Annotated in this window: 17 protein-coding genes; 14 read left to right on the top strand and 3 right to left on the bottom strand. The window is 71.6% G+C overall.

All coding sequences use genetic code 11. From position 1 onward, the window contains the following. Positions 1-88 precede the first annotated feature (88 nt). The 11 genes from AB0I79_RS44555 to AB0I79_RS44505 all read left to right on the top strand — a co-directional run bounded on the left by AB0I79_RS44555 (position 89) and on the right by AB0I79_RS44505 (position 8715). A complete protein-coding gene (locus AB0I79_RS44555; protein ID WP_357886668.1) occupies positions 89-1300 on the top strand; it encodes an ROK family transcriptional regulator in 1212 nt (403 codons plus the stop codon). Between the two features lie 104 nt (positions 1301-1404). Further along, a complete protein-coding gene (locus tag AB0I79_RS44550) occupies positions 1405-4170 on the top strand; it encodes a glycoside hydrolase family 3 C-terminal domain-containing protein (RefSeq protein ID WP_357886665.1) in 2766 nt (921 codons plus the stop codon). Further along, a complete protein-coding gene (locus AB0I79_RS44545; RefSeq protein WP_357886662.1) occupies positions 4167-5171 on the top strand; it encodes a LacI family DNA-binding transcriptional regulator in 1005 nt (334 codons plus the stop codon). The genes AB0I79_RS44550 and AB0I79_RS44545 overlap by 4 nt, the downstream gene beginning before the upstream one ends. Before the next feature lie 141 nt (positions 5172-5312). Next, positions 5313-5786, top strand: a complete 474-nt coding sequence (gene gvpJ, locus AB0I79_RS44540; protein ID WP_357886659.1) for a gas vesicle protein GvpJ — start codon at positions 5313-5315, stop codon at positions 5784-5786. Positions 5787-5788: 2 nt separating this feature from the next. Beyond that, positions 5789-6592: a GvpL/GvpF family gas vesicle protein gene (locus AB0I79_RS44535; protein WP_357886656.1), complete on the top strand. Its 804-nt coding sequence runs from the start codon at positions 5789-5791 to the stop codon at positions 6590-6592. Positions 6593-6606: 14 nt separating this feature from the next. Beyond that, the gene (locus AB0I79_RS44530) at positions 6607-6831 is read left to right on the top strand and encodes a gas vesicle protein GvpG (protein ID WP_357886653.1); all 225 of its coding nucleotides are present in this window, start codon (positions 6607-6609) and stop codon (positions 6829-6831) included. A gap of 2 nt (positions 6832-6833) precedes the next feature. Next, positions 6834-7130, top strand: a complete 297-nt coding sequence (gene gvpO / locus AB0I79_RS44525) for a gas vesicle protein GvpO (protein WP_357886650.1) — start codon at positions 6834-6836, stop codon at positions 7128-7130. A gap of 1 nt (position 7131) precedes the next feature. Next, entirely contained in the window at positions 7132-7470 is a 339-nt protein-coding gene (locus AB0I79_RS44520; protein WP_357886647.1) for a gas vesicle protein, read from the top strand. Further along, entirely contained in the window at positions 7463-8239 is a 777-nt protein-coding gene (locus tag AB0I79_RS44515) for a GvpL/GvpF family gas vesicle protein (protein WP_357886645.1), read from the top strand. Before AB0I79_RS44520 ends, AB0I79_RS44515 begins: the two co-directional genes overlap by 8 nt. After that, complete coding sequence (locus AB0I79_RS44510; protein WP_357886642.1) at positions 8236-8430, top strand: gas vesicle protein; 195 nt, start codon at positions 8236-8238, stop codon at positions 8428-8430. Before AB0I79_RS44515 ends, AB0I79_RS44510 begins: the two co-directional genes overlap by 4 nt. After that, a complete protein-coding gene (locus AB0I79_RS44505; protein ID WP_357886639.1) occupies positions 8431-8715 on the top strand; it encodes a gas vesicle protein K in 285 nt (94 codons plus the stop codon). It begins immediately after the preceding gene. Here AB0I79_RS44505 and AB0I79_RS44500 read toward each other — a convergent pair. Further along, complete coding sequence (locus AB0I79_RS44500) at positions 8669-9265, bottom strand: DUF6506 family protein (protein WP_357886636.1); 597 nt, start codon at positions 9263-9265, stop codon at positions 8669-8671. The two genes, AB0I79_RS44505 and AB0I79_RS44500, sit on opposite strands and share 47 nt — an antisense overlap. On the opposite strand from AB0I79_RS44500, the gene AB0I79_RS44495 reads away from it, so the two are divergent. Next, positions 9215-9973 carry a sigma factor gene (locus AB0I79_RS44495; RefSeq protein WP_357886874.1) on the top strand — a complete coding sequence of 253 codons (759 nt, stop codon included), beginning with the start codon at positions 9215-9217 and terminating at the stop codon, positions 9971-9973. The two genes, AB0I79_RS44500 and AB0I79_RS44495, sit on opposite strands and share 51 nt — an antisense overlap. A gap of 16 nt (positions 9974-9989) precedes the next feature. Here AB0I79_RS44495 and AB0I79_RS44490 read toward each other — a convergent pair whose 3' ends face one another. Beyond that, positions 9990-10526, bottom strand: a complete 537-nt coding sequence (locus AB0I79_RS44490) for a GNAT family protein (RefSeq protein ID WP_357886633.1) — start codon at positions 10524-10526, stop codon at positions 9990-9992. Positions 10527-10628: 102 nt separating this feature from the next. Between AB0I79_RS44490 and AB0I79_RS44485 the strand changes: the two genes are divergently transcribed. Next, positions 10629-11150 (top strand): AAA family ATPase, encoded by a 522-nt coding sequence (locus tag AB0I79_RS44485; RefSeq protein ID WP_357886630.1) that lies wholly within the window; start codon positions 10629-10631, stop codon positions 11148-11150. A 37-nt stretch (positions 11151-11187) separates the two neighbouring features. Next, positions 11188-11463 carry a hypothetical protein gene (locus AB0I79_RS44480; protein WP_357886627.1) on the top strand — a complete coding sequence of 92 codons (276 nt, stop codon included), beginning with the start codon at positions 11188-11190 and terminating at the stop codon, positions 11461-11463. Between the two features lie 184 nt (positions 11464-11647). Here AB0I79_RS44480 and AB0I79_RS44475 read toward each other — a convergent pair whose 3' ends face one another. Next, positions 11648-13018, bottom strand: coding sequence for a hypothetical protein (locus AB0I79_RS44475; RefSeq protein WP_357886624.1), 1371 nt, complete (start codon positions 13016-13018; stop codon positions 11648-11650). Between the last annotated feature and the right edge of the window lie 168 nt (positions 13019-13186).

The raw sequence follows: 13186 nt of genomic DNA, 5'->3' as shown, positions 1-13186 counted from the left end.
CACAAGTGAGCGCGGTGGTCACAGGTTGGTGAAGGGAGCCGGCGATGCGGCATGCTGGGATCACTTCTTGGCGGGAACGGGGCTGATATTGATCACTTCTACGACCGGCCCTCAGCCGGCCGACTTCGCCGACGTACGGGCCACCAATCTCGCGGTCGTGCTGCGGTTCGTACGCGAGCACGCGCCGTGCTCGCGCGCCGACATCGCGGCCTCCACCGGGCTGAACAAGGCGACGGTCTCCAGCCTGGTCGCCGACCTGATCGACCGCCGGCTGGTACGCGAGACCGGGCTCACGGAGAACCGCGTCGGCAGGCCGGCCACGATGCTCGTGCTCGACGGCTCCCCGTACGCCGCCATCGGCGTCGAGATCAACGTCGACACCGTGTCGGCGGTGGCCACCGACCTGGCGGGGGAGCGGCTGCTGACCTGGCGGCGCGCGTTCTCGGGGGGCGAGTCGGTCAACCAGGGCGTGGCGGCCGTCGGCGCGATCATCAGGCGCGTGGTGAACCGCATGGCCAAGGAGGAGCGCCAGGTGCTCGGCCTGGCCGTGGCCGTGCCCGGGCTGATCGACGTGCAGGGCACCGTACGCATCGCGCCCAACCTCGGCTGGCATGACGCCGACATCGGGGGCGACCTGGCCAAGGCGCTGCGCGACCCCGGCTTCCCCGTCCAGGTCGACAACGACGCCAACCTCGGGGCCCTGGCCGAGCAGCGCTTCGGCGCGCACGCGGGCGCGTCCGACCTGGTCTATCTCACCGGCGAGCTGGGCGTGGGCGCCGGCATCATCCTCGACGGGCGGCTGCGGCGCGGCGGGCGCGGCTACAGCGGCGAGATCGGCCACGTGCAGCTCGACCCCGAGGGCCCCGTCTGCCGCTGCGGCCGGCGCGGCTGCCTGGAGGCCATGGCGGGCATCGGCGCCGTGCTGCGCAGGGACCCGTCGCCGGCGGAGATCCAGATCGAGATCGAGGAGGTCGTGCGCCTGGCGCGCGCCGGTGACACCGGCACCCTCGGCACGCTCGGCGAGGTGGGCCGGAGCCTGGGCAGGGGCGTGTCCATCCTGGCGAACCTGCTCAACCCCGAGGTGGTGATCCTCGGCGGGTACTACGTGCCGCTGGCGCCGTGGCTGCTGCCCGGCGTGCACGAGGAGGTCGGCTCCCGCGTGATCGCCGCCGAGGCCGGAGGTCTGCAGGTCGTGGCCTCGACGCTGGGGTACGACGCGGCCGCGCTCGGGGGTGCGGCCAGGGTGCTCGACTCCGTCGATTCGGGAAGATTGCCGGGAGGATTGTCGCGAATCCCTTGACCTTGGTCACGGGGACGTGCACCCTTCAGTCAACCCACCGAAATGTCCGCGTAACTTCCCCAGGCCGGTCGTCGAAGCGCTTCGACACTCTCAGAGGGATGATCATGCACCAACCCCCCTTCCGCGACCCAGCGGCCCCGCTTCGAGACCGGATCGACGACCTGATGAGCAGGCTCACGCTCGAGGAGAAGGTGGGCCTGCTGCACCAGTACCAGGCGCCGGTCGAGCGGCTGGGGCTCGGCGCGTTCCGCACGGGCACCGAGGCGCTGCACGGCCTGGCCTGGCTCGGCCCCGCCACCGTCTTCCCGCAGGCCATCGGGCTCGCCTCGACCTGGGACCGCGACCTCGTCCGCCGGGTCGGCGAGGCGACGGGTGACGAGGTCCTGGCCTTCCACCACAAGGATCCCGCCGGGGCGGGGCTCAACGTGTGGGCGCCCGTGGTGAACCCGCTGCGCGACCCGAGGTGGGGACGGAACGCGGAGGGGTACTCCGAAGATCCGTGGCTGACCTCGGTCCTGGCCACCGCCTACGCCTCTGGGCTTCGTGGGAGCGCTCCCGAAATCCTGAAGACGGCCCCGACCCTCAAGCACTTCCTGGCCTACAACCACGAGACCGACCGCTGCACCACCTCCAGCAACCTGCCGCCGCGGGTGCTGCACGAGTACGAGCTGCCGGCCTTCCGCGGGCCCATCGAGTCGGGCGCGGCGGTGGCCGTGATGCCGTCGTACAACCTGGTCAACGGCCGCCCCGCGCACCTCAGCCCGCTGATCGCGCGGGCGCTGCGCGCCTGGGCGCCGGACGACCTGATGGTGGTCAGCGACGCGTACGCGCCCGGCAACCTCACCGCGCTGCAGGGCTACCACGACTCGCCGCCCGAGGCGTACGCGCACGCGCTCAAGGCGGGGCTCGACAGCTTCACCCAGGACGACGACCGCTCCGAGGCCACGCTCGGCCACCTGCGGGACGCGCTCGCGCAGGGCCTGCTGGCCGAGGAGGACGTCGACGCGGCCGTGCGGCACACGTTGTCGATCCGGTTCCGGCTGGGCGAGTTCGATCCGGCGACGCCGTACGACGACATCCACGACGGCGTGGTCAACTGCCCCGAGCACCAGGCGCTGGCCAGGGAGGCGGCGCGGCGCTCGTTCGTGCTGCTGGAGAACGACGGCCTGCTCCCGCTCAGGGACGTGTCGCGGATCGTGGTGATCGGGCAGCTCGGCGACACGCTGATGGAGGACTGGTACAGCGGCACCCTCCCGTACGCCGTCACCGCCCGCGCCGGGCTGGACGAGAGGTGCGCGACCACGTTCTGCGAGGCCGTGGACCGGGTGACGCTGACCGCCGACGCGGGGCCCGTCACGGCCGACCCCGCCGGCGGGCCGCTGCGCGCGGGGGCCGCGGAGCCGGGGCTGTTCGACCTGTTCGACTGGGGCGGCGGGGCGTACGCGCTGCGTGCCGTGACCACCGGCCGGTTCGTGTCGGTGGACGGGACGACGCTGGTCAACGACCAGCCGGGGCCGAACGGGTGGGAGGTGCGCCAGACGTTCCGCATGGAGGAGCGCCCGCGCGGCACGCTCGCGCTGCGCCACATCTCGACCGGCTGCTACGTCGGCGTGGCCGAGGACGGCGTGCTGCGCCTGGTGGACGACGCCGACCAGGCCGCGTGGCTGGCCATGGACGTGGTCAGGAGCGGCACCGACGAGGCCGCCCGCCTGGCCGCCGAGGCCGACGTGGCGGTCGTGGTGGTCGGCGACCACCCGCTGGTGAACGGCCGCGAGACCGAGGACCGCATGACGCTGGCCCTGGCCCCCGCCCAGGACGCCGTGGTACGCGCCGTGCGCAAGGCGAACCCGCGTACCGTCATGGTCATCACCAGTGGCTACCCGCTCACCTGGACCGAGGGCGAGCTGCCCGCCGTGCTCTGGTCGGCGCACGGCGGCCAGGAGTACGGCCACGCCCTGGCGGAGGTGCTGTTCGGCGACGCCGACCCCGAGGGCCGCCTCACCCAGACGTGGTACCGCTCCGAGCAGGAGCTGCCCGACCTGCTCGACTACGACATCATCGCCTCCGACGCCACCTACCAGTACTTCCGCGGCGTGCCCCTGCACCCCTTCGGCCACGGCCTCAGCTACACCACGTTCGACTACGCGGACCTGCGCGTCCGCCTGGCGGGCGACGTGCTGGAGGCCGGGGTCACGGTGACGAACACGGGCTCGCGCCCCGGCGTCGAGGTCGTGCAGTTCTACACCCACCAGCAGCGCTCGCGGGTCAAGCAGCCGCTGCGCCGCCTGCGCGGGTTCGAGAAGGTGCGCCTGGAGCCGGGCGAGAGCCGTACCGTCGAGCTCCGCCTGCCCGTGGCGGACCTGGCGTTCTGGGACGTCACCAGGGGCAGGTTCGTGGTGGAGCGCGCGCCGCACCGGCTCATGGTCGGCCGCAGCGCCACCGACCTGCGGCTGAGCGCCTGCTTCGAGGTCGAGGGCGAGGTCGTCCCGCCCCAGTCGGGGCTGCTGCGCGCGGCCGATCACGACGAGTACGACGCGATCACGTTCGTGGACGAGACCAGGCAGGACGGCGACGCGGTGCGCTCCGACGCCGAGGGCGCCTGGATCCTGTTCCGTCAGGTGGACCTGACCGGCGCGACGGCGTGCGTGGCCACGGCGGGCAGCACCGAGGGCGGCATGATCACCATCCGGCTCGGCGACCCGCTCTACGGCAGGCCGGTGGCAGCGTTCCCGGTGCCCAGGACCGAGCGGTACGGCTATCACGCCATCACGGCATCGCTCCAGGGTGTGGACGGGGTGCACGATCTGTACGTGGTGTTCGAGAACGAGGGCGTGACCCTGACCGGTGTCGACTTCGGAGCCGGGGCTTGAGCGGGCGCACGGTCACGATCGCGCAGGTGGCCAAGCACGCCGGCGTGGCCGTGAGCACGGTCTCGTACGTGCTCAGCGGCAAGCGGACGATCTCGGCCGACACCAGGCGGCGCGTGCTCGACAGCATCAGCGCGCTCGGCTACCACCCCAACGCCGGTGCCCGCGCCCTGGCCAGCAAGCGCTCGAACGTGATCGCGCTGGTGCTGCCGCTGCGCGCGGGCATGCACGTCCCCGTGCTGATGCGCTTCGCCAGCGCGGTCGTCACGGCCGCCCGCCGCTTCGACCACGACGTGCTGCTGCTGACCGCCGACGAGGGCACGCAGGGCATCCGCCGGGTGGCCGCGAGCGCGCTGGTGGACGCGCTGGTGCTGATGGACGTGGAGCTGGACGACCGCCGGGTGCCGCTGCTGCGCGAGCTGGCCGAGCCGAGCGTGCTCATCGGCTTCCCCGCCGAGCCGGCCGGGCTGACCTGCGTGGACCTCGACTTCGCCGCCGCGGGCGCGCGCTGCGTCGAGCACCTGGCCGAACGGGGGCACGAGGAGATCGCGCTGCTCGGGGCCGCTTCGGTGGTGTACGACCGGGGCACCGGCTTCGCCACCCGCACCCGGGAGGGGTTCGTGGAGGCGCTGGACGACCACGGGCTCAAGGGGGTCGCGCTGCCCTGCGAGGAGACGTTCGACGAGGTGTACGAGACCGTGCGCGACCTGCTGCTCGACCGCCCGGGGCTGTCCGGCCTCGTCGTGCACAACGAGGCCGCGGTGAGCCACGTGCTGGCCGCGCTGCGCCAGCTCGGCCGCCGGGTGCCGGACGACATGGCCGTGGTGGCGATCTGCCCCGACGACGTGGCCGAGCGGGCCGGCCCGCCGCTCACGTCCGTGCTGATCCCGGCCGAGGAGGTGGGCAGGGAGGCGGTCCGGCTGGTGATGGAGAAGCTGGAGGGCCGTACGGTGCCCGACTCCACCCTCCTGACACCCCTTCTGGCCGTCCGCGCCAGCACCTGAGCCAAACCCTCCGGCGCCTCAAGATTACGGCTCGTCATCGACCGGTGTCTCAACGTATGTCAAATCTGTCGGGTTTTTAGCTCTATGTGGTTCCCTGTCCTTTTTCCCGGGCACGCTCGCTGGGGTAAGGGGGAAAACCACATGACATCTGTGCAACCGGCGGCAGCAGCCGGGCAAGTGGGCGGCCGAGGCGGCCCCACGGGCCTGGCCGATGTGATCGACTCGATCCTGGACAAGGGCCTCGTGATCGACGCCTACGTCCGGGTGTCGCTCGTCGGGATCGAGATCCTGACCATCGACGCCCGCGTCGTCGTGGCCAGCGTCGACACCTACCTGCGTTTCGCCGAGGCCGCCAACCGGCTCGACATGTCCAAGAGCGAGAAGGGCCTGCCCGACGTCCTCAAGGAGACGAAGGGCGTCCCGAGCCAGGACACCACCAAGGACGTCATCCAGGGCGTGGTCGAGACCGCGGGCGACGCGCTGCAGGAGCTCACGCAGAAGCAGCGTGATCCAGCGGCCGAGGCGGAGAGCGCCGCGGACGAGCCCGAGATGACGGTGGAGCGCGAGTCCGGGCCGCCCAAGCGGAAGATCCGGCCGAAGCGAGAGGAAGGGTGAGCATGGGACGCTCGACGAAGGTCTCCGGAGCCTCCGTGCCCAAGCAGAGCACGCGCAAGAGCCAGAACCTGGGTTGCTACGTCTACGGCATCGTGCCCGCCGACACCCGGTTGGCCTCCGACCAGCAAGGGCTGGGCGACCCGGCAGGCAAGGTCAAGCTCGTCAAGCACGGCGAGATCGCGGCCGTCGTGAGCGACGTCAACGTGGAGGAGCCCCTGGGCCGGCCCGGCGACTTCCTGGCGCACGAAGGGGTGCTCGACACCGTGGTGGCCAGGGGGCCGGTGCTCCCGTTCCGGTTCGGCGCGGTGCTCACCAACGCCGACGCCGTGGTGCAGGAGCTGCTCGAGCCGCACCACGACGACTTCCACGCCGCCCTCGGCGAGCTCAGGGGCATGGCCGAGTACGTCGTCAAGGGCCGCTACGCCGAGCAGGCCGTGCTCACCGAGATTCTCGCCGAGAGCCCGGAGGCGCAGAGCCTGCGCGAGACCCTCAGGGGCCGGCCGGAGGACGCCACGAGGAACGAGCGCATCAGGCTCGGCGAGATCATCACGGCCTCGATCGAGGCCAAGCGCGACATGGACACCCGCATGCTGCTCGACGGCCTGTCCGGGCACTACGCCCAGGCGTCGCTGCGGGAGCCGACCCACGAGTGGGACGCCGTGCACGTGGCCCTGCTCGCCGAGGTCGAGGACCAGAAGGGCCTGGAACGGGCGTTGCAGGAGTTCGGCGAGCGCTGGACGGGCCGCGTGGACCTGCGGTTGCTCGGCCCGATGGCGCCGTACGACTTCGTCATCGCTCAGGCGTAGGGAGGTGAGCACTCGTGGGCCTGGTGAGCAACATCTTCACCTGGCCGCTGGCACCGGTGCGCGGTCTGATGCGGCTGGGCGAGCTGATCCAGGAGCAGATCGACCGAGAGCTGAGAAACCCCGCCGCCGTGCGGAGGCGGCTGGAGGAGATCGAGGCGGCCAGACAGGCCGGGACGATCACCGAAGAGGAAGAACGCGAAGCAGTCGAGAGCATTCTGCGTCAGGCGACAGGGAGGTGAGCATGGCCACCAGGGAAGAGACCGCCACGGAGGAGCTGAACGCCGTGACGGCCGGTGGGGTCGGTCTGCGGCACATCGCCGACCTCACCGAGAAAGAGGTCGAGGGCATCACCTCGGTGCAACCGGCCGAAGAAGGCTGGTTGGTCAACGTCGAGATCGTCGAGGACCGGCGTATCCCCTCGTCTGGCGACATTCTCGCCATTTACCAGGCTCAGATCGATGAGGAGGGAAGATTGCTGTCCTATCGGAGACTACGACGATATAAGCGGTCGAACGCTGACTCGGGCGAGGCGTTGTGAGATGGACAGAATTTCACCGTCTGGTCCAGTGGTCCGCCCCACGTACGGCGCGGGCCCCGCGAACCGGGAGCCGGCCAACCTCGGAGACATCCTGGAGCGCGTGCTCGACCGCGGCGTGGTGATCGCCGGGGACATCCGGGTGAACCTGCTGGACATCGAGCTGCTCACGATCAAACTACGGCTCCTGATCGCCTCCGTCGACACGGCCAGGGAACTGGGCATCGACTGGTGGGAGCACGACCCTTACCTGTCGGGGCGGGACCGGGAGCTGGTGGCGGAGAACCGCCGCCTGCGCCGCCGCCTGGCCGCCGTCGAGGGCCGAGGGGAAGCCGATGCCTGACCTGACGTACCTGTACGCGGTCGCCCGCGAGCCGCTGCCCTGCCCTCCCGGCGTGGCCGGCGCTCCCGTGCGGACCGTCACCTGCTCCGGGCTGGTGGCGTACGTGAGCTCGGTGCCGCTCGAGCAGTTCGGCGAGGAGCCGCTGCGGCGCTCCCTGGAGGACCTGGACTGGCTGGCGGAGACGGCCCGCGCGCACCACCGCGTCGTGGACGCGGTGGCGGCGGCCACGACGACGGCACCGGTCAGGCTCGTCACGGTGTACGGCGACGACGCCCAGGTGGCGGAGCTGCTGGAGCGGCGCGCGGCCGCCTTCGCCGAGGTGCTCGCGCACGTCACGGGGCGCCGCGAGTGGGGTGTCAAGGCGTACTCGAGCCCGCAGGAGGAGCCGGTGAACGCCGGTGAGGGGCACGGCGGCGGCCGGGCATGCGAGGGCGACAGGCAGGCGTCTCGGCCGGGGACCGCGTACCTGCAGCACCGCAGGGCCACCCTGCGCGGGCGCGAGCAGGCCCGCAGGCAGGCGCTGCAGCGTGCCGACCACATCCACCGGGCGCTGACCGCGCTCGCCGCCGCCGGGCACCGGCACCGCGCCCAGGACCCGCGCCTGTCGGGCCGCGACGACGTGATGCTGTTGAACGGCGCCTACCTGGTGGACGAGGCCAGGGAGGAGGAGTTCGCCGCGCGGGCCGGCGAGCTCGGCGGCGACGGGGTGGAGATCAGGCTGACCGGCCCCTGGGCACCGTACTCGTTCACGGTCATGGAGCCGGCATGAGACGCGACGTGGTCGCCTGCGAGCAGCTGCCGCCCGAGCGCGTGGCCCTCGTGGACCTCCTGGACCGGCTGCTGGCAGGCGGCGTCGTGGTGACCGGCGACCTGGTGCTGTCGATCGCCGACATCGACCTCGTGCACATCTCGCTGCGCACCCTGCTCGTGTCGGCCGACGAGCTCGAAGGGAGCCTGTAGATGGACACGCCGCGCTGGCGCGTCACCGCCGACCCCGACACGGTCGAGCGTGACCTGAGCCGCCTCGTGCTCACGCTCGTCGAGCTGGTACGGCAGCTCGTGGAGCGCCAGTGCGTGCGCCGGATGGAGCAGGGCAACCTGACGGACGAGCAGATCGAGGTGCTCGGCGTCACCCTGATGCGGCTGGAGGGGGCGATGACCGACCTGTGCGAGCGGTTCGACCTCGCCCCCGAGGACCTCAACCTCGACCTCGGCCCGCTGGGGACGCTCCTGCCCACGCAGTGACCCCCACGGGCACGCCCGCGTCCACGGCCGCGATGACGGGCGCGGCCGAATCGGGCCCCGGAGCGCCGTACAGCTCGATGAGCTGCAGGTCACCGGCCATCTTCCCGGCCACCGCGGCCGCCGACGCCTCGTCGGGCACCGCCACGAACGTCGTGCTGCCCGTGTCCCTTTCCCGCACGACCCGGTTCACCTCGGGGTCGGCCCCTTCGTGCACGATGAGGAACGCCTCCGACAGCGTCTCCCCGGCCTCGAAGCGTTCCTTGTACGACGCCACGCCCGGCAGCGACTCGAACCCGTAGTAGATCGCGCCGACCTCCGCCTGCCCGCCCGCGGCCTGCCGCGCCCGCGCGTGCCACACCGCGCCGAACCCGCCGCACAGCTCGATGCGATCGACCCCCTTGCCGGTCAGCTCCGTCACCAGCTGCACCAGCTGGGCCGGCTCGGCCACGGCACGCACTCGCGTACGCCCGTGGTGGTTCTCCACTGACAGGACGTCGGCCTGGGGATCTGCCCCGGCCTCCTCGTAGATGATCACTCTGTTCTTCGTCATGTCCTCCAGAGTGCTACCTCGACCTTCCTTGAGGTCAAGTGTTCCGGGCGGGCGGGCGGCCGGCTCCGGCGAGAACTCGCCCCCGCCCTCCACCGGTACGCGACGCGGCGGCTGGGGGACGAGCTGGCCGACGACGTGGTGGCCGAGACGTTCCTGGCCGCGTTCCGGCGGCTGGGCCGCTACGACACCGCACACCGCGACGCCAGGCCCTGGCTGTACGGCATCGCCGCCAAGCTGGCCGCCCTGCCCACCGATCCCGGCAAGCTGCTGGCCCACGTGCAGGCGGACCGGCACTGGCAGACCAGGCCCGCGGAGAAGGGCGAGGAACGCCCGGACGCGCTGGCGTTCCGCGTGCTGTCGGTCTACCTCGAACAGCAGGTGCCCATGCCGCCCGAGCTGGAGGCGGCGATCTACCGCGCCCTCGCCGAGATCCCGGGCATCCGGATCCACCACGGCGTGCCGGACGCGGTGGGCCGGCAGGGCCTCGGCATCGCCTACGGCCTCGACGCCCAGCGCGACGCGGAGGGCCGGCTCGTCTCCCGCTCGTACCTGGTGCTCGACCCCACCACCTTCGAGTTGCTCGGCAGACGCGTGGAGAACCTCCAGGACGACGTGCTCGGCGGCGAGGTGCCGGCCGGCAAGGGCACCTACTACGCGACCGCCGAGCTGGCCTCGGGGGTCGTGGACCGGCCCGGCCTCACCCCCTGAGGGGCGCCTGCGGACGTCACGCGCGGGTCATCTCGACGGTGATGGCCCAGCGCTCGTGATCCCGCCAGGCGCCGTCGACGAACTGGAAGTTCGGCGAGTACCCCTCGCGCTGGAAGCCGACGCGCTTGATCAGGTTGAGGGAGGGGCCGTTGTCGGGCTGGATGTTGGCCTCCAGGCGGTGCAGCTCCATCTCGCCGAACGCGTGCCCGACCAGCAGCCCGAGGCCCTCCGTCATGTACCCGCGGCCGGTGGTGGTGGCATAGGCGGAGTAGCCGATGGTCGCGCTCTGCTGGGTGCCGCGGATGATGTTGTTGACGTTGACCCGGCCCACGATCGCGCCGGTGTCACGCAGGCAGATCAGGAAACCTTCGTGCAGCGGCCCGTCGAATCTGGCCATGTACCGCTCGAAGTCCGCGTACGTGACGATGGGGCCGCCGGGCATCCACCGGGCGAGCATCTGCGCGCTCTCCTCGTGCAGGACCGCGAGCTCCTCGAAGTCCCGCAGGCTGATGTAGCGGATGGCCACTCTGGGCCCTTCGGCAAGGTAGATCACACCAGCCATTCTGGTGGCACGGCTCACCGGCCGAGCAGGGCCGCGACGAGCCCCTCCCGCAGCCGCAGGATCCGCAGGCCGGATTGCGGCAGCATGAGAGGCATGCTCATCGTCATCGGCGGCCTTCCGGGCACGGGCAAGACGACGCTGTCCCGCCTCCTCGCCAAGCACCTGGCCGGCGCGGTCCACGTCCGCATCGACACCATCGAACAGGCGATCGTCCGCTCGGGCCTGGCCCGCCACCCCCTCGGTCCGGCCGGGTACACCGTCGGCTACGCCCTCGCCGAGGACCACCTCCGCCAGGGCCTCACGGTGATCGCGGAGTCGGTGAACCCGCTGCCGGTCACCCGCGACGCCTGGCGCGAGGTGGGGGTCCGGGCCGGGGTGCCGGTCGCCGAGGTGGAGGTGACCTGCTCCGACCAGGACGAGCACCGGCACCGCGTGACCTCGCGCACCACCGACATCCCGGACCTGCGGCTGCCGGGGTGGGGGGAGGTGGTGGAGCGCGCGTACGAGCCGTGGGACCGTGACCACATCACCGTGGACACCGCGGGCCAGACACCGGAGGCGTCGCTCGCGACCCTCCTGGCGCGTGTACGGCAGGCCGGACGGGCAAGCGGGTAACCCGGACCCGGCCGCGCCGCACGTCTATCATCACGGTGTGTCCATTCTCGATCACACCATGCAACGAGCCCGCGCGGCCACGGCCACGGTCCTCGCCGCCACCGCCGTCGTCGTGGCCATCGGCTCCCCGGCCGCGGCCGACTGCGTCACCAGGTCCGACTACGAGGAGTACCCCGCGTCGGGGCAGGGCGGAGGGGGTCTCTACCCCGAGGGGTACGTCGACCACGCCGGATACAAGTGCGTCGACGGCACGTGGGTGCACGAACGCCGGGCCGAGGTCGACAGGGACCTGGGAGGAAGCTTCCACGGCTAGCGCACGCTGCCGGGGCTGGGCGGGCCGGCAAGCTGCCCGGCCTGGCCTGCGAACTTCGGCGACCTCACGTTCCTCCCGGTCTGCGCGCTGCACGGCAAGCGAAGAGCCTCAGATCACGAAGGGATCTGAGGCTCTGCCTTGCCGATTGCGGAAACCGGTCAGGCTGCCGGGAGGCCCGCGGCTGTCACCAGTCGCCGCCGCCGAAGTCTCCGCCGCCGAAGTCGCCTCCGCCGCCGCCGAAGTCGCCCCAGCCGCCGGCGTCTCCGCCGCCCATGTCTCCGGCGCCCGCGTCGGAGTAGCCCTCGGCGTAGCCGGCGCCGTAGCCGCCGTAGCCGAAGCCGCCGCTGAGCATGCTGCCCATCATGGTGCCGATGAACATGCCGGTCATGATGTCGCCGAAGCCGCCGTAGTAGCCGTACGCGTACGGCTGGTACGCCGGGCCCGCGTCGTAGTACGGCCTGCGCTGGCCGTCGACCATGACCTCGCGCATCTGCGGGTCGAAGCCGCGCTCCACGGCCTCCGCGTCCATCCGGCAGGCGGGCACGTCGCGCACCGCGCCGCCGGGCGGGGCCCAGCGCACGTCGCGGGCGGACGGGCCGTGCTGCGGGTTGAAGAAGCAGGGGGCGCGGCGCTCGGGCACCGGCTCGTTGTTGACCTTGGCCTTCACCACGGCCAGCGCGTAGCGGCCGTCCTCGAGGGTCTGGGTGACCTCACGGACCTGGTCGGGCCGCTGGACCGTGTTGAGCTGGGTCTTGGCCTTCTCGTAGGAGTCGAGCGCCGTCTGCCACTCGTCGATGTGCGCGCCGCCCTGGCCGGCCAGCGTGACGTCGGTGTCGAGGGCGGTGATCTCCTCGCCGAGCTTCGTGACGTCCTCCTCGACGGTCTGCTTGACCGCGGCGAGGTCCTTGGCCTCCTGGATGGCGCGCTTCTTCTTCTTGTTGCTGGAGTAGAGGAAGTAGCCGCCACCGCCGACCAGCGCCAGCGCGCCCAGGCCGATCAGGGCGGCGGTGCCGCCGGCGCCCGGGTTGGCCTGGCTGCCGGAGGACAGGGCCGAACGGTCACCCTTGGCGGCCATGTCCACGCGGTTGGCGAAGTCCTTCATGCCGGCCACGATGTCGCCCGAGTTGGCGGTGACCGAGAGGTCGGACAGCTGGGCTGCCAGACCCTGCCGCTTAAGGGCGCTCGAGGCGGCGAACATCGTCTGGCCGTCGAGCACGACGAACGTCGCGCTGGGGCGGCCGGCGGCGCTCAGCGCGGTGTTGAGCTGGGACATGTAGGGCGCAACGGTGGTGCCGTCCACCGTGCCGTCGGGCAGCGCAACGGCGTAGATCTTGGTGTCGGCGCCCTTGAGCGCGTCACTGATCTCGCTCTGCTGGTCAGACGACAACGAGGAGCCGGACACCGCGTAGAGCGGGTCCTTCTTCCAGTTGGACACCACGGAGTTCGCGTCCGGAGGGGCCGCCGCGTTGGCGGCAGGGGACAGCGCAAGAACGACGATGAGACCGGCGATCAGAGCCGCGATCGCGGCCCCTGCTCGGCGCAGCGAGTGGGTCATTGGCAGCAAGCCTCCTTCGCCCTTGAGGACGAATGGGCGGTCGGCAAAGTTCCTCAATGGCACGCTACCCGTCCGGGGACATGCAGGCGCACATCGTGGCCGAAGTGCCGGGCACCGGTTGTGCGCAGGAGCGGGAGATTCACGGTCAAGGGGACGTCGCCCCCGGGC

The sequence above is a fragment of the Nonomuraea sp. NPDC050202 genome, from assembly GCF_040656115.1.
Lineage (GTDB): Bacteria > Actinomycetota > Actinomycetes > Streptosporangiales > Streptosporangiaceae > Nonomuraea.
Note: the sequence above shows the minus strand (reverse complement) of the source record. Positions and strands in the feature narration are given on the sequence as shown.